Annotated in this window: 18 protein-coding genes, 2 tRNA genes and 1 pseudogene; 3 read left to right on the top strand and 18 right to left on the bottom strand. The window is 72.7% G+C overall.

The window, feature by feature from the left end:
* Nucleotides 1–58: 58 nt before the first annotated feature.
* A tRNA-Ala gene (locus ACOTKD_RS04380) sits at nt 59–131 on the bottom strand.
* A gap of 230 nt (nt 132–361) precedes the next feature.
* Here ACOTKD_RS04380 and ACOTKD_RS04375 point away from each other — a divergent pair.
* Nucleotides 362–1711, top strand: coding sequence for a glycosyltransferase 87 family protein (locus tag ACOTKD_RS04375; protein ID WP_424887521.1), 1350 nt, complete (start codon nt 362–364; stop codon nt 1709–1711).
* On the opposite strand, the pseudogene phsA reads toward ACOTKD_RS04375, so the two are convergent.
* From phsA to ACOTKD_RS04330, 9 genes and pseudogenes are all read right to left on the bottom strand, one after another.
* Nucleotides 1677–3293, bottom strand: a pseudogene (phsA, locus tag ACOTKD_RS04370) (O-aminophenol oxidase PhsA); the annotation flags it as partial. The gene ACOTKD_RS04375 and the pseudogene phsA sit on opposite strands and share 35 nt — an antisense overlap.
* A gap of 292 nt (nt 3294–3585) precedes the next feature.
* Entirely contained in the window at nt 3586–3819 is a 234-nt protein-coding gene (locus ACOTKD_RS04365; protein WP_030366518.1) for a hypothetical protein, read from the bottom strand.
* 124 nt (nt 3820–3943) lie between these two features.
* Nucleotides 3944–4016, bottom strand: a tRNA-Ala gene (locus tag ACOTKD_RS04360).
* Nucleotides 4017–4128: 112 nt separating this feature from the next.
* The gene (locus tag ACOTKD_RS04355; protein ID WP_424887968.1) at nt 4129–4785 is read right to left on the bottom strand and encodes a histidine phosphatase family protein; all 657 of its coding nucleotides are present in this window, start codon (nt 4783–4785) and stop codon (nt 4129–4131) included.
* Between the two features lie 6 nt (nt 4786–4791).
* The gene (gene rsfS, locus ACOTKD_RS04350) at nt 4792–5238 is read right to left on the bottom strand and encodes a ribosome silencing factor (protein WP_424887520.1); all 447 of its coding nucleotides are present in this window, start codon (nt 5236–5238) and stop codon (nt 4792–4794) included.
* Between the two features lie 144 nt (nt 5239–5382).
* Nucleotides 5383–7041, bottom strand: coding sequence for an LCP family protein (locus tag ACOTKD_RS04345; RefSeq protein ID WP_424887519.1), 1659 nt, complete (start codon nt 7039–7041; stop codon nt 5383–5385).
* A gap of 31 nt (nt 7042–7072) precedes the next feature.
* Nucleotides 7073–7678: a nicotinate-nucleotide adenylyltransferase gene (nadD, locus tag ACOTKD_RS04340; protein ID WP_424887518.1), complete on the bottom strand. Its 606-nt coding sequence runs from the start codon at nt 7676–7678 to the stop codon at nt 7073–7075.
* Nucleotides 7679–7733: 55 nt separating this feature from the next.
* The gene (locus tag ACOTKD_RS04335; protein WP_189383120.1) at nt 7734–7898 is read right to left on the bottom strand and encodes a hypothetical protein; all 165 of its coding nucleotides are present in this window, start codon (nt 7896–7898) and stop codon (nt 7734–7736) included.
* Nucleotides 7899–8026: 128 nt separating this feature from the next.
* Nucleotides 8027–8194, bottom strand: a complete 168-nt coding sequence (locus ACOTKD_RS04330; protein ID WP_359093962.1) for a hypothetical protein — start codon at nt 8192–8194, stop codon at nt 8027–8029.
* A 76-nt stretch (nt 8195–8270) separates the two neighbouring features.
* On the opposite strand from ACOTKD_RS04330, the gene ACOTKD_RS04325 reads away from it, so the two are divergent.
* The gene (locus tag ACOTKD_RS04325; protein WP_424887517.1) at nt 8271–9395 is read left to right on the top strand and encodes a M48 family metallopeptidase; all 1125 of its coding nucleotides are present in this window, start codon (nt 8271–8273) and stop codon (nt 9393–9395) included.
* A 415-nt stretch (nt 9396–9810) separates the two neighbouring features.
* Here ACOTKD_RS04325 and ACOTKD_RS04320 read toward each other — a convergent pair whose 3' ends face one another.
* From ACOTKD_RS04320 to proB, 5 genes are all read right to left on the bottom strand, one after another.
* Nucleotides 9811–10854, bottom strand: coding sequence for a hypothetical protein (locus tag ACOTKD_RS04320; protein WP_424887516.1), 1044 nt, complete (start codon nt 10852–10854; stop codon nt 9811–9813).
* A gap of 155 nt (nt 10855–11009) precedes the next feature.
* Nucleotides 11010–11651: a hypothetical protein gene (locus ACOTKD_RS04315; protein WP_424887515.1), complete on the bottom strand. Its 642-nt coding sequence runs from the start codon at nt 11649–11651 to the stop codon at nt 11010–11012.
* Between the two features lie 50 nt (nt 11652–11701).
* Entirely contained in the window at nt 11702–13021 is a 1320-nt protein-coding gene (locus tag ACOTKD_RS04310) for a glutamate-5-semialdehyde dehydrogenase (protein ID WP_424887514.1), read from the bottom strand.
* A 100-nt stretch (nt 13022–13121) separates the two neighbouring features.
* Complete coding sequence (locus ACOTKD_RS04305; RefSeq protein ID WP_424887513.1) at nt 13122–13613, bottom strand: hypothetical protein; 492 nt, start codon at nt 13611–13613, stop codon at nt 13122–13124.
* 204 nt (nt 13614–13817) lie between these two features.
* Complete coding sequence (gene proB, locus ACOTKD_RS04300; RefSeq protein ID WP_424887967.1) at nt 13818–14918, bottom strand: glutamate 5-kinase; 1101 nt, start codon at nt 14916–14918, stop codon at nt 13818–13820.
* Between the two features lie 273 nt (nt 14919–15191).
* Between proB and ACOTKD_RS04295 the strand changes: the two genes are divergently transcribed.
* A complete protein-coding gene (locus ACOTKD_RS04295; RefSeq protein ID WP_424887512.1) occupies nt 15192–17252 on the top strand; it encodes a hypothetical protein in 2061 nt (686 codons plus the stop codon).
* A 288-nt stretch (nt 17253–17540) separates the two neighbouring features.
* On the opposite strand, the gene obgE is transcribed toward ACOTKD_RS04295, so the two are convergent.
* The 3 genes from obgE to rplU all read right to left on the bottom strand — a co-directional run bounded on the left by obgE (nt 17541) and on the right by rplU (nt 19693).
* Complete coding sequence (obgE, locus tag ACOTKD_RS04290; RefSeq protein WP_424887511.1) at nt 17541–18977, bottom strand: GTPase ObgE; 1437 nt, start codon at nt 18975–18977, stop codon at nt 17541–17543.
* A gap of 126 nt (nt 18978–19103) precedes the next feature.
* The gene (rpmA, locus tag ACOTKD_RS04285) at nt 19104–19358 is read right to left on the bottom strand and encodes a 50S ribosomal protein L27 (protein ID WP_030201505.1); all 255 of its coding nucleotides are present in this window, start codon (nt 19356–19358) and stop codon (nt 19104–19106) included.
* Nucleotides 19359–19372: 14 nt separating this feature from the next.
* Nucleotides 19373–19693 (bottom strand): 50S ribosomal protein L21, encoded by a 321-nt coding sequence (gene rplU / locus ACOTKD_RS04280; RefSeq protein ID WP_030366503.1) that lies wholly within the window; start codon nt 19691–19693, stop codon nt 19373–19375.
* Nucleotides 19694–19815: the final 122 nt, after the last annotated feature.

The following is a 19815-nucleotide window of genomic DNA, read 5'->3' as shown; positions in this document are numbered from 1 at the left end:
AGTAGTGGACGCACGAAAAAGCGGGCCGTCCGTTTCTGGACGACCCGCTCATCTCCTGTGGAGCTAAGGAGAATTGAACTCCTGACCTCCTGCATGCCATGCAGGCGCTCTACCAACTGAGCTATAGCCCCTTGACGCTCGCCGCCCGGGATCGGTTCGGGCTCCTGCCCTTTCCGGTTCCCCCTGGCGACATCGACAACATTACACGGACACCCCCTCCACCTGCCAAATCGGCCGCCCACCGGCGCCGGGAAGCCGGGCGAATGGGATAACATCGCCCCCTATTCGCCCGATTTGTCGGCCCTGCTTCGTCACTGCTTTTGTCACTGTTTTTGTCACTCCTGGAACCGGAGCGCTCCTCGTGACAGCCTGGCCCGGCCGCCCCGGCCGCCGCAGCACCCTGGCCGCCGCCGCGGGCTGTCTGGTCTCCTTCGGCCTCTTCCTCCTCGCCCAGCGGGCCTCCCACGTCGCCTCCATCGACGTCCTCGTCTACCGCGCCGAAGGCTGGACCGTCCGCACCGGCGGCGACCTCTACGCGATGCGCGCCACGCACCGCGGCCTGCCCGCCACCTACCCGCCCTTCGCGGCGCTCCTGTTCACCGCCCTCACCCTGCCCGGCCCGACCGCGCTGCGCGTCCTCACCGAGCTCGCCAACCTCGGCCTGCTGCTCGCCCTCACCCACCTCTCCGTACGACTCGTCGACGGCCGCCCCAGGGCCGCCGTGACGCTCACGGCCGCCGCGCTGTGCGTCTGGTGCGAGCCCGTCTGGCAGACCCTGCGCAACGGCCAGGTCAACCTCCTCGTCGCCGTCCTGGTGCTGTGGGACCTGACGCGGCCGGCCGGGCACCGCTGGGCGGGCCTCGGCACCGGCCTCGCGACGGGCATCAAGCTCACCCCCGCCCTGTTCGTCGTCCACCTGGCCGCCACGGGCCTGGCCCGCCGGGCGGACGGCGGGCCGTGGCCGCGCCGGGCGGCCGTCGCCACCGCCGCCTTCGGCGGCACGGCGGCCCTCGCCGCAGTGGCCCTGCCGCACGACTCGCGCCGCTTCTGGACCGACGCCGTCTTCGCCGCCGAGCGGGTGGGCCACGCCGAGGACACCGCCAACCAGTCGCTGCGCGGCGTCCTCGCCCGGCTGCTGCACACCGGCGACCCCGGCCCCTGGTGGGCGGTCGCCGCGGCGGCCGTCACCGTCCTCGGCCTGGCCGTCGCCGTACGGACCCAGCAGTGCGGGCGGCGGGGCGCGGCCTGGGGCGCCCTGTCCTGCGCGGCCACCGCGCTGCTCGTCAGCCCCGTGTCGTGGTCGCACCACTGGGTGTGGTGCGTGCCGGCCGGGCTGCTGCTCGCCCGCGAGGCGGCCGAGCGCCGCAGCCCCGCCTGGTGGGCGGGGACCGCGGCGGCCGCCGCGCTGTTCTGCTCGTACGTGCTGTGGCGGGTCCCGCACAGCGTCGAGGACCGGCCCGAACTCCACCAGAGCGGCGCCCAGATGCTGCTCGACGCCGGCTACCCGGCGGCCGGGGCCGCCTTCCTCGTGCTGGCCGCCCTGCGGGCCGCGGACACCGGCGGGAGCGTCAGCCCGAGTGCCCGGAGTGACCGCCGTGGCCGTGGCCGCCGTGCTCCCCGTGGTGGAACTTCAGTACCTCGCCCGGCATCACCACGAACGGACGCATCATCCCCATGTCCTCGTGCTCCAGCAGGTGGCAGTGGTACATGAACCGGCCGCGCGCGCCGCGGAAGCGGCCGATCACGTTCACCATCTGCCCGGCGGGCACCTGGATCACATCCTTCCAGCCCGCGTCGCCGTCCGGCACCGGCGCCGTGCCCCCGTGCTCCAGCGGCGACAGCGTGCCGCCCAGGGCCGTGTCGAACGGGCTCTTCGGGCCCGCCGGGTAGAGGTCCCGGCTCAGCACCTGAAAGTCGATCAGGTGGATGTGCATGGGGTGCGTGGGGCCGCCCAGGTTGAGGAAGCTCCACTGCTCCCAGCCGTCGTAGGTGACCATGAAGCCCAGTGCGTCGTCGAAGGTCTGCGCGGCCCTGCGGTACGTGCGCAGCTTGCCGTCCGCGCCCTTGACCTGGATCACGCCCTCGCTCGGGACCCGCACGTCCCCGGGCTCCGCCTTCTGCATCTCCCACATGCCCGGGTGGGCGTTCCCGGCCGTGCCGGGCGGGACCAGCGCGATCAGCCGGTGCTCGTGCGCGGGCGCCGTGTCGTGGGTGATCCGCTCGAAGGAGCTGGAGATCACCGGCGGCAGCACGAACGGGTCGTCCGCCTCCTCGTCCGCCACGCGGAACTCCATGACCTGCGGGTACGCGCCCCCCGGGGCCTCGTTGACCAGGCGGACGCGGCGGCCCCGCAGCAGGCCGAAGTCGATCAGCAGGTCCATCCGCTCGGCGGGCGCCACGGGCAGCGGCCCGTCCAGCGGCAGGGGGCGCGGCAGCAGCCCGCCGTCCGTGCCGATCCGCCAGGCCGCCCCCCGCACCGGCGCGCCCGTCTCCTCGTCCACGAGCCGGAGGGCGTAGGTGCGGGCGTTGGAGGCGTTGAGCAGCCGGAAGCGGTACCACCGGGCCGTCACGTCCAGGTGCGGCCAGATGACGCCGTTGACAAGGGTGTACGGGCCGTTGAAGGCCCGGGTGACGTTCTTTCCCTGTGCGTCCTTGCCGACGATCACGGTCTTGTGGAGGAGCCGGCCGGACAGCCTGCCGTCCGGGTCGGTGTCGAGGTTGCGGTCCTGGACGATCAGCGGGATCTCGTGCCTGCCCGAGGGCAGGTGCAGGGCGTCCTCCTCGTCGTCCCGCACGAGGTACATCCCCGCCAGGCCCGCGAAGACGTTCCACCGGGTGATGTCCATGGCGTGGTCGTGGTACCACCAGGCGACCGCGCGGTGGTCGTTGGGATATTCGGAGAGCTGGCTGTCGCCGGGCGCGACGGCGTTCTCGGACCAGCCGTCGTTGCCGCCGCCGGTGGGCACGCCGTGCAGGTGGGTGACGGTCCACGGCGGCAGCGCGGCGACGTCGGCCAGCGGTGCGGCGTCACCGCGGCCGGGCAGCGTGTCGGGCACCGGAGCGCCGGGCGCCTGCGCGGCCTCCACGGCGGTCACCGGGTGGGGTCCGGTGAGGCGGTTGCTCCAGGTGACGCGCAGCCGGCGGCCGCGCCGCACCTCGATCGTCGGCCCCGGGACGTGGCCCCCGTAGGCCCATACGCGGGTGGGCGGCAGCTGCGAGTGCAGCCGGACCCAGGTGGCGGTCTGTTCGATCTCGATGCCGTGGAGCGCTTCGGTCCGGCCGGGACGGAGCACCGGCGGGACGCGCAGGGCGTCGAGGAAGGGTGTGAGTTCGGCCACGGGCGCTTCGGGGCCCTCTCCGGAGCCGGCCGGGCTGACGACTGTCTCGGTCACGAGGTGACCTCCGCATGCTTCCCCCGTGCCGCCGGCCGTTCCCGGCGGCAGCTTCACCCCTCAGGACGCGCGCGTCCCTCCGGGGGGTTGCCCGACATGAAGGAAATCCGGGGAGAAAACGGGAAATCACACATTCCGCCGCGAGCCGGCGTGTGATCGCGTGCGGACCCGGGAGCCGGCGCGGCCGCGGCCCTCAGGCCGTCGCGAAGGAGTAGAAGCGCTTCAAGGCGCAGTGCTCGTCCAGCAGCCGGCCGTAGATCGGCTCGCCTTCCAGCTCGCGGTAGGTCTCGATGGGGTCGCCTTTTATGATCAGCGCCCGTGCGCACTCCACGCACCAGTACTGGTAGGCCGAGTTGAGCGGTTCCATGTCTCGGACGATCGGTGTGCCGCTGCCGCACCAGTCGCACTTCCGGCTGTGAGCACCCATGGGTCAGCCGTTCCCTCCCCTTCGGCCCGTCCTCCGCTCCCGACAGCCGGATTCTGCCACGGGAATGTGCCGGTAAAGCAAACGATCCCGCCTCCGGTGACGGAGACGGGATCGTTTCGAACTGTGGAGCTAAGGAGAATTGAACTCCTGACCTCCTGCATGCCATGCAGGCGCTCTACCAACTGAGCTATAGCCCCGCTGTTCTCAGGTCTTCCGGCGTTTCCCCCGGCGTTCCCCGCGAACAAGAAGAACTTTAGCCTGCCACCTGCCCCGATGTGAAATCCGGGCCCCGGGGCACCCCGGCGGCGCTCAGTCGTCGTCGCCGAGGACCGGCTCGGGGAGCGTCCCCGCGTTGTGCTCCAGCAGGCGCCAGCCGCGCGCGCCCTCGCCCAGCACGGACCAGCAGCAGTTGGTGAGGCCGCCCAGCGCCTCCCACGACCGGGACTCCAGCTGGAGCAGCCGGCCGATGGTGGTGCGGATGGTGCCGCCGTGGCTGACGACGACGAGCGTGCCGTCCTCGGGCAGCTTCCCGGCCTGCTCCAGGACGACCGGGGCGGCCCGGTCGGCGACCTCGGTCTCCAGCTCGCCGCCGCCGCGCCGGACCGGCTCGCCGCGCTTCCACGCCGCGTACTCCTCGCCGTACCGCGCGATGATCTCGTCGTGCGTGAGGCCCTGCCACACGCCCGCGTACGTCTCGCGCAGCTCGGCGTGGTGGCTGACCGGCAGGCCGGTGACCGCGGAGAGCTCCGCCGCCGTGTCCGCGGCCCGCTTGAGGTCCGAGGCGATGATCGCGTCCGGCCGGAGCCCGGCCAGCAGCCTGGCGGCCCGGCGCGCCTGCGCGACGCCGGTCCCGGTCAGCTCGATGTCCGTGGAGCCCTGGAAGCGGCGCTCCAGGTTCCACGGGGTCTGGCCGTGCCGCCACAGGACGATGCGGCGGCCGCGGCCGCCGCTCTTGGCGCTGGTCAGCTCAGCTCACCGGCCCGCGTCGCCGAAGCCCTCGCCGGCCTCCGCGGCCTGGGCACGGGCGTGCTCCTCGCCCTTGCCGCGGGTGGCGGCGGCGTCGGCGGGCAGCTCGATCTCCGGGCAGTCCTTCCACAGCCGCTCCAGGGCGTAGTAGACGCGCTCCTCGCTGTGCTGCACGTGGACGACGATGTCGACGTAGTCCAGCAGCACCCAGCGGGCATCGCGGTCGCCCTCGCGGCGCACCGGCTTGGCGCCGAGCTCCTTGAGCAGGTGCTCCTCGATCTCGTCGACGATCGACTTGACCTGGCGGTCGTTGGGGGCCGAGGCCAGCAGGAAGGCGTCGGTGATCGACAGTACGTCGCTGACGTCGTACGCGATGATGTCGTGCGCGAGCTTGTCGGCGGCCGCCTGGGCGGCGGCCTTGATGAGCTCGATGGAGCGGTCCGTGGCGGTCACAAGCCATGCTTTCGGTCGAAGGGGGTCAGGTACCCATCAAGGGTCTCACGACCCACCGGCGGCCCTCCTGGGCATTTCGGCGGCCACCGTCCGTGACCGCCTCCGCGACCGCCCGGCCGTCCCGGCCCGCGCGGCCGGGGCGCGTCAGCCCTTGTAGTCCTTGCCCAGGACCACGGTGACGTCGGCTGTGCCGGCGTCCTTGGACTGCTTCACGGCGCCCGCCGACAGCCCCAGGGTCTTGGCGACCTCCCTGGCCTGCGCCGCCCGCTTCTCGTCCGCGTAGAGCACCGCCGAGGCCCCCTCCGCGGTGCCCGCCGTGCCGCCGTCGATCACGCTGTAGCCGCTGTTGACCAGGGTGATCTGCGCGGAGGTCGCCGCGCCCTTGCCGCCTGTGGCGTTCTTCACGCTCACCCGGGGCGCCGCGTTCGGGTCGGTGTTGCGCACCGTGCCGCCCAGGACGTCCTTGACGAGCCCGCCGGTGGCCTTCTCGCCGAGGGTGCCGTCCTGCTGCACGGGGAGCACGGAGGTGGCGTACGAGCCCTTCTTGGCCAGCGCCGCGAGGTGCGCCAGGGAGGCGCCCAGCTGCTCGGTGGACAGCGACGGGTCGGGGATCTGCGCCAGCGTCTCCACGGTGCGCGTCGCCGAGGCGCCGTCGGCCGGCATCTTCCGCAGCACCGCCTGCATGACCTGGCCGAACCGGGTGAGCTGCTTGCCCTCGTCCTCACCGGGCCCCCGGTAGGTGGCGTAGGCCACCGCCATGCGGCCGCTCAGGCTCTGCGCGGTGCCGCGCCGGACCACCGGGCCGTCGCCCTGCTTCTCGCCGGGGACGTCCGTGTCCGTGTCGGCCTCGATCCCGCCGACGAGCTCCACCAGGTTCTCCAGGTAGGGCGTGTCCAGCCGCCAGCTGCCCTTGATGTCGGAGCCCAGCAGCGTGTTCAGGGCGTCCCGGGTCGCGCCGGTGCCGTCGTCCTGGACGGACTTGCCGAGCGTCGTGGAGCCCGCGCCGCCCTCCTTGGCGACGGCCAGGGTGTTCGGCAGCAGGACCGTGGTGCCCTTCCCGGTGGTCTCGTTGTCGACCAGCAGGGCCGTGGAGGAGCCGCCGCCGTGCGTCTGCCGCAGGTGGACGACGATCACGTCGCGCTTCTGCCCGCCGCCGGACGCGGCCGCGCCCTTCTTGCCGTCCGGGCCGCTCAGGAACAGGTAGGCCGCCGCGCCGCCCACCGCGAGGACGAGCACCACGGCGAGCGCCACGATCCGGTTGCGGCCCTTGCGCTTGCGCTCGTCGCGCCGCTCGGTGCGGCTCTCGCTGAACTTGAGCCAGTCGATGACGTCCTCGGAGTCCTCGTCGGGCTCCTCGATGAACGAGAACGAATCCGCTGCCGCGGTGGGAACGGGCGCCTCGCCGGACGCCTCGCCGGGCGCGCGCCCGCCGGCCGGCGGCTCGTGCGGCCCGGCCTCGTGGGGCTGCGCCCCGGGCCCCGGCGCTTCCGGCTCCCGGGTGCCGGGCGCCTCGGTGTACGGCGGGCCCGCCTGCCGCGGGATCCACTCCTGCTGCCGGGTCTGCTGCTGAGGGGGCTGCTGCGCGGGCATGCCGTACGGGTCGTAGCCGCCCGCCGTGCCGTAGCCGTCGTACCCACCGCCCCCGTGGCCGGTCTCCTGGGGCGAGAAGGAGTGCTGCTGCAGCGGTTGACCGTACGGATCGTAGACCCGCTCGGGCGCGTCCGGCCGGTACACCGGCTGCCCGTAGGCGTCGTAGCCGTACACCTGCGGCTGGTGTGCGTACGGGTCCTGTCGGTCGTTCACCGGTTCCCCTCGGTACCCCTCGGTCCGTGCCTCAGTGCCGGTAGAGCTTGCGCTTGTTGATGTAGCGCACGACACCGTCGGGGACCAGATACCAGACGGGGTCGCCCTGCGCCACGCGCGCCCGGCAGTCCGAGGAGGAGATCGCGAGGGCCGGCACCTCGACCAGGGAGACGCCGCCCTCCGGCAGCCCGGGGTTGGTCAGTATGTGGCCGGGCCGGGTCACGCCGATGAAGTGGGCCAGGGAGAACAGCTCCTCCGTGTCCCGCCAGGTGAGGATCTGGGCCAGCGCGTCGGCGCCCGTGATGAAGAACAGGTCCGAGTCGTCGTTGAGCGCGGCCAGCTCACGGAGCGTGTCCGTGGTGTACGTCGGGCCGCCGCGGTCGATGTCGATCCGGCTGACCGAGAACTGCGGGTTGGACGCCGTGGCGATCACCGTCATCAGATAGCGGTCCTCCGCCGGCGACACCTCGCGGTGGCTCTTCTGCCACGGCTGTCCCGTCGGTACGAAGACCACCTCGTCCAGGTGGAAACGCGCGGCCACCTCGCTCGCGGCGACCAAGTGGCCGTGGTGGATCGGGTCGAAGGTCCCGCCCATCACGCCGAGCCGCCGCTTCACGGGCCCTGTCTGCTCTCCCATGCGTGCAGACCCTACTGGGCGCGGCCGGAGGCCGGACCCCCAGGGACCGGCTCGCTCAGCGGTCGCGGTTGAAGCGGGTGGTGACCCACAGCAGGAGCAGCAGGATGACCAGGGCGGCGCCGCCGGTCATGAACGGGCTGATGCTCGGGTGGGTGTCGACGTGCTCGCCCTCGGAGGCGAGGGTGGCGAGGGCGGTGTGCGCTGAGGCGAAGGCAGTCATCGTCGGCAGGACCTATCCGGGACGGTAGCGGGCAGAGACTTCTGCCACATCGTATGCGGGGGCCGCGGGCGGGCTCACGCCGACTCCACGCCTTGTGGCGCGGCGTCAGTCGTTTCCTCCCTCCCGCGTCAGTCCTTCTTGTAGCCGCGCAGCAGGAACCAGGCCAGGAAGACGATCCCGACCACGCCGACGATGAGCACCGTACGGATGACGGGGCCCGGACCCGTGTCGTCCTTGGAGACGGCGAGGATCTCGGTGACGCCGGGCTGGGCGGCGAGCGCATGCAGAGGGGACATGCCTCCACGGTAGCCCCGCCGGCGGCAGCGCCTAGGGTGGGGTCCGGAAGGTGCACACGCCGCCGAGGGGGTCTCGATGAGTGACAGCAGCAACGGCAGCAACGGCCACGCTCCGGGGGAACGGCTGCCCGGCCGGCAGCGCAGGCGCTTCCCGGACATCTCCTCCCGCGCCTACGAGCACCCGGCGGACCGCTCCGCCCTCGTGGCGCTGCGCAAGCTGAGCGGCTTCGACACGGTCTTCAAGGCGCTGAGCGGGCTGCTGCCCGAGCGCAGCCTGCGCCTGCTGTTCCTGTCGGACTCGGTGCGCGTGGGCGAACAGCAGTTCCAGCACCTGCACACCATGCTGCTGGACGCCTGCTACGTCCTGGACCTGCCGAAGGTCCCGCCGATGTACGTCACGCAGGACCCGCAGCCCAACGCGATGTGCATCGGCCTGGACGAGCCCGTCATCGTCGTCACCACCGGCCTCGTCGAGCTGCTCGACGAGGAGGAGATGCGGGCCGTCGTCGGCCACGAGGTGGGGCACGCCCTGTCCGGGCACGCCGTCTACCGCACCATCCTGCTCTTCCTGACGAACTTCGCCGTCAAGATCGCCTGGATCCCGCTGGGCAACGTCGCGATCATGGCGATCGTGACGGCGCTGCGGGAGTGGTTCCGCAAGTCGGAGCTGTCCGCGGACCGGGCGGGGCTGCTGGCCGGCCAGGACGTCCAGGCCTCGATGCGCGGCCTGATGAAGATCGCGGGCGGCAACCACCTGCACGAGATGAACGTGGACGCGTTCCTCGCGCAGGCCGAGGAGTACGAGGCGGGCGGGGACCTGCGCGACTCCGTCCTCAAGATCCTGAACGTGCTGCCGCGCAGCCACCCGTTCACGACCGTGCGGGCGGCGGAGCTGAAGAAGTGGGCCGCGAGCCGGGACTTCCAGCGGATCATGGACGGGCACTACCCGCGGCGCGACGAGGACAAGGACGCGTCGGTGACGGACTCCTTCCGGGAGTCGGCGAACCACTACGCGGAGTCCGTGCGGGCCAGCAAGGATCCCCTGATGGGGCTGGTGCGGGACATCGCGGGTGGCGCGGGGGAATTCGGCGGGCGGCTGCGGGACGCCTTCACGGGCCGCCCCGGCAGTGCGGGGAGCGGCTCCGCCAAGGACCCCGGGAAGGGCCCCGAGGGGCCCTCGGAGGGCACGGGGACGGCCTAGCGGCCTCCGGCCGGGTACCCCGGCCAGGAGCGGTAGTACGGCACCGCCGGAACGGCCGATGGGGCTTGAGCGCCGTCGCGGCGGGAGACTCTTGCCGGGACCGGCAGCTTCCACGCCGACGGCTCCTAGGCCTCGCGGCGGGCCCGGACCAGTGCCGTACGGCGCCGCCGGAACGGCCGACGGAGGCTGAGCGCCGTCGCGGCGGACACTTCTTGCCGGGACCGGCAGCTTCCACGCCGGCGGCTCCCGGGCCTTGCGGCAGCTAGAGCATTGCCGGGCTCGGCAGATTCTTTCCGCCGCCGCGGGCCTCAGCCACCGCAGCGGAGTCCGGCGGTGCCGGACCGGGCGCAAGCCCGGCGTGCAAGCGAACCGGCACCATGCCGAGCCGTGGGGCGACCCCGCGTCCGCGCAACGGCTAGCGCCCCAGCGACCCGCACACCGCGCCGGCAGGCGGATCCGTGCTGTACGGGTCCGTGCCCGACACGGATCCGTCCGGCTTCTGGCCGGCCAGGAGGGGCCGCAGGTAGGCCTCGTCGTCGGCCGAGCAGGACTGCGGGCCGGCCTGCAGGTAGCTCTGCACGACGATCAGGTGGTGCTCCTGCAGCCCGTCCCGGTCGAACCGGAACCGCATCTCGCGCCGCACGGTGAACAGCGACGCCTCCTGCGGGCCGGCCACCGGGCGCACGGCGTAGACGAAGGTGTGGTCGGCGGAGACCTCCAGCGTCGCCGGACCGGTCTCGGAGACGCGGAAGACGCCGCGCGTGCGCACGGGGGTGTCCACGAGGGCGACCCGCGCCGGGTCGAAGCGCACGAGCCAGGCCGTGGCCGCGTGCCGCCCGTCGTTCGCGGGCCGGTCGAAGCTCCGGTCGAACTGGTCGAGTTGGGCGGGGTCCAGCAGCAGCCGGACGGTCCGCTGGGAGCCTCCGGTGAGCACGGCCGGGTCGAGGGCCGACTTGACCGTGTACTCCTTGGCGGCGGCGAGGGCCGCCATCACCTGGCTCTCGGAGAAGTGCTGGGTGCTGCGCGCGGGGGGCAGGTTCACGCCTTCGGCGCCGAGCCGGAACTTCGCGGCGGGGCTGCGGTCGAACAGCTCCTGCGCGCCGCCGCCGGGCACCGGGTCCTTGGGGGCGAGCGGCACGAGCATGGCGCGCATCGGCTCGGCGGCGGGCACGACGGGGTCCTTGTAGGGATGGCGCAAACCCATGTAGACGGCCGTGCCGAAGGCCAGGGCTATGAGGATCACGAGGACGAGGACCTGCCGGGAGGTGCTGACCCGGGACCACACGTGCCGGTTGCGGACGGCGAGCGCGTGATCACCCATGCGCTCGCTGGCGGAGAGCTCCTGCAGGCGGGCAGCCCGGACGAACGATTCGTCGAAGACGACGGATCGGTACTCGTCGTCCCCACCTGCCGGGACACCCTCGGGCGTGCCCTCAGGTGGGTCTCCAGGCCCGTCCATACATCAAGAGTAGGTCTGCCGGGGCTCCGGTAAACGCCGTGGTACACGACAAGTTCCGAAGAAATCCCGGCGCGGATCAGCGTGCCGGGGCCACGCACATACGTGCAGGTCACAGCGGTTGCGGCGGGTGAGCTCCTGGCCTCCGGCGCGGCCGATCAGGGGCGGGGCGCCGCGGAGGCCACCGGAGGCTCGGAATCCGCTGATACGGAGGGCAGCGGGCCCGGCCGGGAGCCCACCGGGGCGTCCACGCCGCTGGTCGCGGGCGGCGGATCGGAGCTCGGCCGATTGCCCGAGGAGGCGCTGCGGTAGACGGCGGCGAAGGCGAGGGCCACCACGCCTATGCCCATCACCACCGCGAGCACCCAGGCCACCGGACGGTGCCAGCGGGCGTGGCCCCGGTAGGGGCGCCGGGGGCCGCCGTGGCGGCCGTACGGCCCGTAGGCGTCGTCCGGGTCCAGATCGTGGGTGAGGGCGGGCCAGGGGCCCGCGCGGCCCGGGTGGTACCCGGGCAGGGCGCCGCCGAAGCCGTCCTCGTAGGCGTCGAGATCATCGTCGGCGGGGCCGCCGCCGGACCGGGAGCGCGGCGACGGAGCGGACTGTGACGTCTCGCTTTCGGCGCGTGCCCGGTCGGCGGCGAGCATCCGCTCGACCGCTGAGGGCTCGCGGATCCTCGCGGACCGCACGAACTCCTCGTCGAAGACCACGGAGGCGAAGGGGTCGTCCCGATCGTCCCCGCTGCGGTTGCTGTCGGGCTCCTCGCCGTCCGGGAACGGCTGGCCCCCCACGTCGTCCGGCACCCGTCCAGCGTAGCCCCGGAACGGTCAATCCGCTCAGCCCGTAGGGGAATTCAGCTCGCGGGGAGCCCGTTGCCGCGCACGTGGCCGTCGCCCGTGACGATGTACTTCGTCGAGGTGAGCTCGGGCAGGCCCATCGGGCCGCGCGCGTGCAGCTTCTGCGTGGAGATGCCGATCTCGGCGCCGAAGCCGAACTGGCTGCCGTCCGTGAACCGCGTCGAGGCGTTGACCGCGACGGTCGTCGCGTCCACGAGCTGGGTGAAGCGGCGGGCGGCGGCCTGCGACGTGGTCACGATGGCCTCGGTGTGGCCGGAGGACCACAGCCGGATGTGGCGGACGGCGGCGTCCAGGTCGTCCACGACGGCGGCGGCGATGTCGTACGAGAGGTACTCGGTCTCCCAGTCCTCGACGGTCGCCGGCACCACCGTGGCCGGGCTGCCCTCGGCCAGTTCGAGGACGCGCTCGCAGCCGTGCACCGTCACGCCGGCCTCCGCCAGGGCCGCGAGCGCCTTCGGCAGGAACTCCGCGGCGATGTCCTGGTGCACGAGCAGCGTCTCGGCCGCGTTGCACACGCTCACGCGCTGCGCCTTGGAGTTGACGAGGATGTTCACCGCCATGTCGAGGTCGGCCTGCGCGTCCACGTACACGTGGCAGTTGCCGGTGCCCGTCTCGATGACCGGGACCGTGGACTCCTCCACGACCGTACGGATCAGGGAGGCGCCGCCGCGCGGGATCAGCACGTCGACCATGCCGCGGGCGCGCATCAGCTCGCGCACCGACTCGCGGCTCTCGCCCGGCACCAGCTGCACGGCGTCGGCCGGCAGGCCGGCCCCGCCCACGGCGTCGCGGATGACGCGCACGAGCGCGGTGTTGGAGGCGTACGCGGAGGACGAGCCGCGCAGCAGGACCGCGTTGCCGGACTTCAGGCACAGGGCGGCCGCGTCGACGGTCACGTTGGGCCGGGCCTCGTAGATGATCCCGACGACGCCGAGCGGCACGCGGACCTGCCGCAGGTCGATGCCGTTGGGGAGGGTGGAGCCGCGGACGACCTCGCCGACGGGGTCGGGCAGGGCCACGACGTCGCGCACGTCCTTGGCGATGGCCCGCACCCGCTCCGGGGTGAGGGTCAGGCGGTCGACGACGCTCTCGCTCGTCCCGGCGGCGCGGGCCTTGGCGACGTCCTCGGCGTTGGCCTCGACGATCTCCTTCGTCCGCACCTCGAGGGCGTCGGCGATGGCCAGCAGCGCCTCGTCCTTCACCGAGCGCGGCAGTGGCGCGAGCTCCGCGGCGGCGGCGCGGGCGCGGTAGGCGGCGCGCAGCACCGGGGACTGCGGCATCGGGTCGGCGAGGGGGGAGGGGAAAACGCTGCTCATGACTCGCAGGGTAGTCGCGCGCGGCCCGGGGCCACTACGCATTCCGGACTGTGGACGCGGCGTCCGGCCCGCGGACGGGCCGGAGGGCGCGCCGGCCCGCTCAGAACGGGTGCACGCCCACCGGCGTGGCCGGCAGCGGGCCGTAGCCCTCGGCGATCCGCTGGTGGTACGTCTCCCGGTCGATGACCTCCAGGCCCACGATCTCCCACGGGGGCAGCCGGGCCGTCGAGCGGTGCTCGCCCCACAGGCGCAGCGCGACCGCCGCGGCGTCGTGCAGGTCGCGCGCCTCCTCCCAGTACCGGATCTCGGCGTGGTCGCGGGCGTAGCGGCTGGTCAGCAGGAAGGGGTGGTCGTGGGCGAGCTGTTCGAGCGCGCGGCGCACCTCGGCGAGCGGCGCCTCGGCGCCCGAGACGCTGAGCGTGATGTGCCACAGCCGGGACACTTCGACCGCATCGCCCCCGCCTCCGCCCGCGACGCTCGTCAGCGCGCGCCTCTCCCCCACGGCCCCGCGGGCCTGGGCGGCGGGGCCCGCGGCCGTGGCCGGGGGCGTGCCTCCAGCGCGGGGCAGCGCCCCTGGGCGCCCTCGTCTCACCGGCGGCCTCCTTGCTCGCTGCTCCGCGTGCGTACGGCGGAGCGGTGGTGCTGGTCGTCGCTCTCGCATCAAAGTTGACCAGTCTGCGGGCGGCCGTGTGGGGTTTTTGCAGAAAGGCCCCATGGAAAGGCTGGACTTACCGCGCTGTCCGGCCCCGCCGTGGGGCCGGATCCGTCACCACTGTGTCGCCGTGGGTGACGCCCGTCAGCGGCGCAGCACGACCAGGTCGTCGCGGTGCACGACCTCGCGCTCGTACTCCGGGCCGAGCTCCCGGGCCAGGTCGCGGGTGGAGCGGCCGAGCAGCTGCGGGATCTCGCCCGCGTCGAAGGCCACGAGCCCGCGCGCCACGGCCCGGCCCTCGGTGTCGCGCAGCTCGACGGGGTCGCCCGCGCTGAACTCGCCCTCGACCCCGGCGATGCCCGCCGGCAGCAGCGAGCCCGTGCCGTCGACCACGGCTCGGACGGCCCCCTCGTCGAGGGTCAGCGCCCCCCGGGGCGTGGAGGCGTGCGCGAGCCACAGCAGGCGGTCCGCGGAGCGGCGCCCGGTGCGGTGGAAGAAGGTGCCGGTGGGGCGGCCGGCGAGGGCGTCCGCCGCGTGGCTGGCGGAGGTGAGGACGACGGGGATGCCGGCGGCGGCCGCGATCCGGGCGGCGTCGACCTTGGTGACCATGCCGCCCGTGCCGACGCCGGCCTTGCCCGCGCTGCCGATCGAGATGCCCTCCAGGTCCTTCGGCCCGGTGACCTCGTCGATCCGCGAGGTGCCCGGCGTGGACGGGTCGCCGTCGTAGAGGCCGTCCACGTCGGAGAGGAGCACCAGCAGGTCCGCCCGTACGAGGTGGGCCACGAGGGCGGCCAGCCGGTCGTTGTCGCCGAAGCGGATCTCGTCCGTGGCCACCGTGTCGTTCTCGTTGACGACCGGCACCGCGCCCATGGCCAGCAGCTGGTCCAGCGTCCGGCGGGCGTTGCGGTAGTGCGCGCGGCGGCTGGTGTCGTCCGTCGTGAGCAGCACCTGGCCCACGCGCCGGCCGTAACGGGCGAACGACGCGGTGTAACGGGCCACGAGGAGGCCCTGGCCGACGCTGGCGGCGGCCTGCTGGCGGGCCAGGTCGCGCGGGCGCCGGTCGAGGCCCAGCGGGGCCAGCCCGGCCGCGATGGCACCGGAGGAGACCAGCACGATCTCCTTCTCGCCGCCGGCCTTGGCGAGCGTGTCCACCAGCGCGTCAACGCGGTCGGCATCCAGTCCCCCGCCCGCGGTGGTGAGCGAGGACGACCCCACCTTGACCACGATCCTGCGGGCGGCCGCCACCGCCGCCGCACGGACCCCTTGCTGCTCCCCTGCCCCAGTCACCGCACACACCTCAGCCGATTCGCCGGTCGCCCGCCTCTGCCGGGCTGCCTCAGGCCCGCAAATCTACCGTCTGAGATTGTGGTCGTTCGGCCCTGTTTTGCGATGATTGCCGTCACGGAAGATTGCTCCTGGACCAGCCCGCGTCATACGGTCGGTAGTCGACCGTTGCCCAGGCACGGTTCCCCCACACCCAAAAGTCCCCCCTTAGTCCGCCTGCCAGGAGCCCTCCCAGTGCCTTCTGCCGGAACAGCCTCCCGACGCGCCGTCCAGGCCGCGGCGCTGATCGCGATGCTGGTGTTCTTCGCCACGCAGCTCGTCGGCGCCCTGCTGCCCAACGTGCCGTTGCTGATCGCCGCCTCCGCGGCGGGGCTCGCCCTCGATCTCTACCTGCAGCACCGTGACCCCGGTCTCGTCGCCGTCCTCGGCAAGGTCCGCTTCGACGTCATGGTCCGGCAGCTGCTGCGCGACATGCTGGTCCTCCTCGGGCTGCTCCGGCTCCAGGGCGACGGCTCGCTGCGCGGCTACGCCCCCCTCTTCGTCGGGCTCGTCCTCTTCTACGCCGCACACCTCGCCTGCCAGGCCACCGCGATCCTGGTCCGGCGCAGCCGCACGCTGCCCTTCGTGACCCGCAACATCGACACGACCGGCCTGCACCTGACCGCCGCCCCGCCGCGCCTGCTGGCCCGCCAGCACGGCCGCCGCCTGCTGCGCTTCGCGATCCCCGCCACCGCGGGCATGCTGGTCACCGTCGGCACGGAGAAGCCCCTGTGGGGCGTGCTCGGCATCGCCGTGGCCCTCCTGCTGGCCGTGGGCGGCACCGTCCACCTGGCGGGCTGGCTGCGGCCCAAGAAGCGCATCGCCGACGAGCAGCGCGCCCTGGAGTGGCTCGACCGCTGGCTGGCCGACTACCAGCCGACCACGGGCATGTACTTCTCGGGCGGCACCACCTCGGCCTACCAGGCCAACATGTGGCTCTCCACCCTCGCCGCGCTCGACGGCAACCCCGTGATCGTGCTCCGCGAGCGCTTCATGGTGCAGAAGATCGAGGCCACCGACGTGCCGATCATCTGCATCCCCAAGGTCGTCCACCTGATGGCCCTGGAGAAGTCCTCGCTGAAGATGATGATCCACCCGGCGAACTCCGGAAAGACCTCGCAGGTCCTGCGGATGCCGTCGATCAAGCACGCGTTCATCAACCACGGCGAGAGCGACAAGCTCTCCAGCTGCAACCCGTACTCCAAGGCGTACGACGAGATCTGGGTCGCCGGCCCCGCCGCCCGCGAGCGCTACCAGCTCGCCGACATCGGCGTCGACGACCGCGACGTGGTCGAGGTCGGCCGCCCGCAGCTGGCCCCGATCCGCCCGTACGCGGGCGCGCCCACGCGTGCCCGCGGCGGAGCCGCTGATGAATGCTTCACGACGGTCCTCTACGCCCCCACGTGGGAGGGCTGGGACGGCAACCCCGGCAACACCTCGGTGATGCTCGCCGGCGAGAACATCGTCCGCGCGCTCCTCGCCGACCCCAAGGTGCGCCTGCTCTACAAGCCGCACCCGATGACCGGCTCCGTCGACCCCCGCGCGGGCCGCGCCAACGAGCGCATCCAGGCCATGATCCGCGAGGCCGCCGCCGCCCGTACCGGTGCCCGCCCGGGCCCGGAGGCCGCCGCCGAGCTCGACCGCCGCACGGCCGAGCTCGACCGCCTGACGACGAGCACGTTCCGCGACAGCGCGGACGAGATCGAGCGGATGATGCTCCAGGGCACCCCCGAGGCGGGCCGCGCCGCGACCGTCGAGGCCGCCACCGCCGCCTGGGAAGCCGCCTACTGGGCCTCCCTGCCGGAGTGGGAGCACCAGATCATCACCACCGCCCGGCCGGCGCTCTTCAGCTGCTTCAACGAGGCGGACGTCCTGATCAGCGACGTGTCGAGCGTCGTCTCGGACTACCTGATCAGCGAGAAGCCGTACGCCGTCGCCAACACCAGCGGCATGACCGAGGAGGAGTTCCGCACGAACTTCCCGACGGTCAGCGCGGCGACGATCCTCACGCCGGAGGCCGGCGAGGTCGCGGGCCTGCTCGCGGCCGTCCGCGACCCCCGCCTGGACGGCCTCGCCGAGGCCCGCGCCGAGCTCAAGGTCCAGCTCCTCGGCCCGTCCGACCCGCCGTCGCTGGTCCGCTTCAACGCGGCGGCGCTGGCGCTCGCCGCGGAGGCGGACGCCCGCCGGGCGCGGATGGAGGCTCGCGCCTCCGAGATCCCGACACAGCGGGAGGCGGATGCGGCTGCGGCGGTTTAACGCCGCGTCAGCATGACGAAGGCCCCCGGGAGGTTCGCCTCCCGGGGGCCTTCGTCATGGCCTCACCGTCGCGGTGCCGGGCGCCCCGTCAGGGGCGCGGGGAACTGCGCGACCAGCCGGAGCCGGTCTGCAGCCGACATGGAACGTGGCCCCGCGGCCATGCGTAAGGCCCCCGGGAGGAAAACCTCCCGGGGGCCTTCGTCATGCATGTCAGCCGGCTGCAGGCCGTCCGTGGTTGCTCGCGCAGTTCCCCGCGCCCCTGACGGGGCGCATGGGGTCTCACACCCGTCAGAACGGGTTGAACTCGTCGTACTCGCGGTCCGCCTCGTCCCGCTCCGCATCGCGGTCGCGGCGCCGCTGCGCCGCAGGCCGCGGCGCCTCGAAGCGGTGGTCCTCGCCACGGCGGCCCAGCATCTCCGCGCCGGCGGCCATCGACGGCTCCCAGTCGAAGACGACCGCGTCGTCCTCGGAGCCGATGGCGACGCCGTCGCCCGCGCGGGCACCGGCCTTCATCAGCTCCTCCTCGACGCCGAGGCGGTTGAGGCGGTCGGCGAGGTAGCCGACGGCCTCGTCGTTGTTGAAGTCGGTCTGCCGCACCCAGCGCTCCGGCTTCTCGCCGCGCACGCGGTAGAGGCCGTCCTCCTCCAGGGTGACGGTGAAGCCCGCGTCGTCGACGGCCTTCGGGCGGATGACGATGCGGGTCGCCTCCTCCTTCGGCTTCGCGGCGCGCGCCTCGGCGACGATGCCGGCCAGCGCGTAGGACAGCTCCTTGAGGCCCTGCCGGGAGACGGCGGAGACCTCGAAGATGCGGTAGCCGCGGGCCTCCAGCTCGGGCCGGATCATGTCGGCGAGGTCCTGGCCGTCGGGGATGTCGACCTTGTTGAGGACGACGAGGCGGGGCCGGTCCTCCAGGCCGCCGTACTCCTTCAGCTCGGCCTCGATGACGTCGAGGTCGGTGACCGGGTCGCGCTCGGACTCCAGCGTCGCCGTGTCGAGGACGTGCACGAGCACCGAGCAGCGCTCGACGTGGCGCAGGAACTCCAGGCCGAGGCCCTTGCCCTGGCTGGCGCCGGGGATGAGGCCGGGCACGTCGGCGATCGTGTAGACGGTCGCGCCGGCGGTGACCACGCCCAGGTTCGGGACGAGAGTGGTGAAGGGGTAGTCGGCGATCTTCGGCTTGGCGGCGGAGAGCACCGAGATCAGCGAGGACTTGCCGGCGCTCGGGTAGCCGACGAGGGCCACGTCGGCGACGGTCTTGAGCTCCAGGACGATGTCGCCGGTCTGGCCGGGCTCGCCGAGGAGGGCGAAGCCGGGCGCCTTGCGGCGGGCCGAGGCCAGCGCGGCGTTGCCGAGGCCGCCGCGGCCGCCCTGGGCGGCGATGTAGGTGGTGCCCTCGCCGACGAGGTCGGCCAGGACGTTGCCCTTGGCGTCCAGGACGACGGTGCCGTCCGGGACGGGCAGGACGAGGTCGGAGCCGTCCTTGCCGGAGCGGTTGCCGCCCTCGCCGGGCTTGCCGTTGGTGGCCTTGCGGTGGGGGCTGTGGTGGTACTCGAGCAGGGTGGTCACGGACTGGTCCACGACCAGGATCACGTCGCCGCCACGGCCGCCGTTGCCGCCGTCGGGGCCGCCGAGCGGCTTGAACTTCTCCCGGTGCACGGAGGCGCAGCCATGGCCTCCGTTACCCGCGGCGACGTGCAGCTCGACGCGGTCCACGAAGGTGGTCATCGCAGTGTGCCTCCAGATACAGATGGGGATGTCTTACGTTGTAACGCAGCGAGGGCGGACCCGCTTCCCGCACAGGGAAGGGAGGTCCGCCCTCGCTATCGCTCTACAGCGTGCCGATCAGGAAGATCAGGCAGCCGGAACGATGTTGACGACCTTGCGGCCACGGTGGGTGCCGAACTGCACCGCACCGGCCTGCAGCGCGAACAGGGTGTCGTCGCCGCCGCGACCGACACCGGCGCCCGGGTGGAAGTGGGTGCCGCGCTGGCGGACCAGGATCTCACCGGCGTTGACGAGCTGACCGCCGAAGCGCTTCACGCCGAGCCGCTGAGCGTTGGAGTCGCGACCGTTCCGGGTGGACGATGCGCCCTTCTTGTGTGCCATGTGTTCTCAGTCCCTTACTTCGCAGCCGTGGGGATGCCGGTGATCTTCACCGCGGTGTACTGCTGGCGGTGACCGATGCGCTTGCGGTAACCGGTCTTGTTCTTGTACTTCAGGATGTCGATCTTGGCACCCTTGTGGTGGTCGACGATCTCGGCCGAGACCTTGATGCCGGCCAGGACCCACGGGTCGCTGGTGACGTTCTCGCCGTCGACGACGAGCAGCGTCGAGAGCTCGACCGCGTCGCCCACCTTGCCGGTGGAAATCTTGTCAACCTCAACGATGTCGCCGACAGCAACCTTGTGCTGGCGACCACCGCTACGCACGATTGCGTACACGCGGATCTCACTCTCTCGCTAGTAAAGGAACCTCTGATGCCAGCCGCTCGCACGGGCCGGGGCCCGTGACAGTCCGAGTGGACGAGCGGCCTCTCCCGGCGGGGCCGGAAGGTGTTTGCTCA

The sequence above is a fragment of the Streptomyces sp. XH2 genome (assembly GCF_049725035.1).
Lineage (GTDB): Bacteria > Actinomycetota > Actinomycetes > Streptomycetales > Streptomycetaceae > Streptomyces > Streptomyces roseoverticillatus.
This window is presented reverse-complemented; position numbering and strand designations above follow the sequence as displayed.

Excerpts from the sequence above, each read along its gene's own strand:
- ACOTKD_RS04320 (WP_424887516.1), bottom strand. The coding sequence starts at position 10,854 with ATGGACGGGCCTGGAGACCCACCTGAGGGCACGCCCGAGGGTGTCCCG.
- ACOTKD_RS04325 (WP_424887517.1), top strand. The coding sequence starts at position 8,271 with ATGAGTGACAGCAGCAACGGCAGCAACGGCCACGCTCCGGGGGAACGG.
- ACOTKD_RS04365 (WP_030366518.1), bottom strand. The coding sequence starts at position 3,819 with ATGGGTGCTCACAGCCGGAAGTGCGACTGGTGCGGCAGCGGCACACCG.
- obgE (WP_424887511.1), bottom strand. The coding sequence starts at position 18,977 with ATGACCACCTTCGTGGACCGCGTCGAGCTGCACGTCGCCGCGGGTAAC.
- ACOTKD_RS04330 (WP_359093962.1), bottom strand. The coding sequence starts at position 8,194 with ATGTCCCCTCTGCATGCGCTCGCCGCCCAGCCCGGCGTCACCGAGATC.
- ACOTKD_RS04335 (WP_189383120.1), bottom strand. The coding sequence starts at position 7,898 with ATGACTGCCTTCGCCTCAGCGCACACCGCCCTCGCCACCCTCGCCTCC.
- nadD (WP_424887518.1), bottom strand. The coding sequence starts at position 7,678 with ATGGGAGAGCAGACAGGGCCCGTGAAGCGGCGGCTCGGCGTGATGGGC.
- ACOTKD_RS04310 (WP_424887514.1), bottom strand. The coding sequence starts at position 13,021 with ATGAGCAGCGTTTTCCCCTCCCCCCTCGCCGACCCGATGCCGCAGTCC.
- rpmA (WP_030201505.1), bottom strand. The coding sequence starts at position 19,358 with ATGGCACACAAGAAGGGCGCATCGTCCACCCGGAACGGTCGCGACTCC.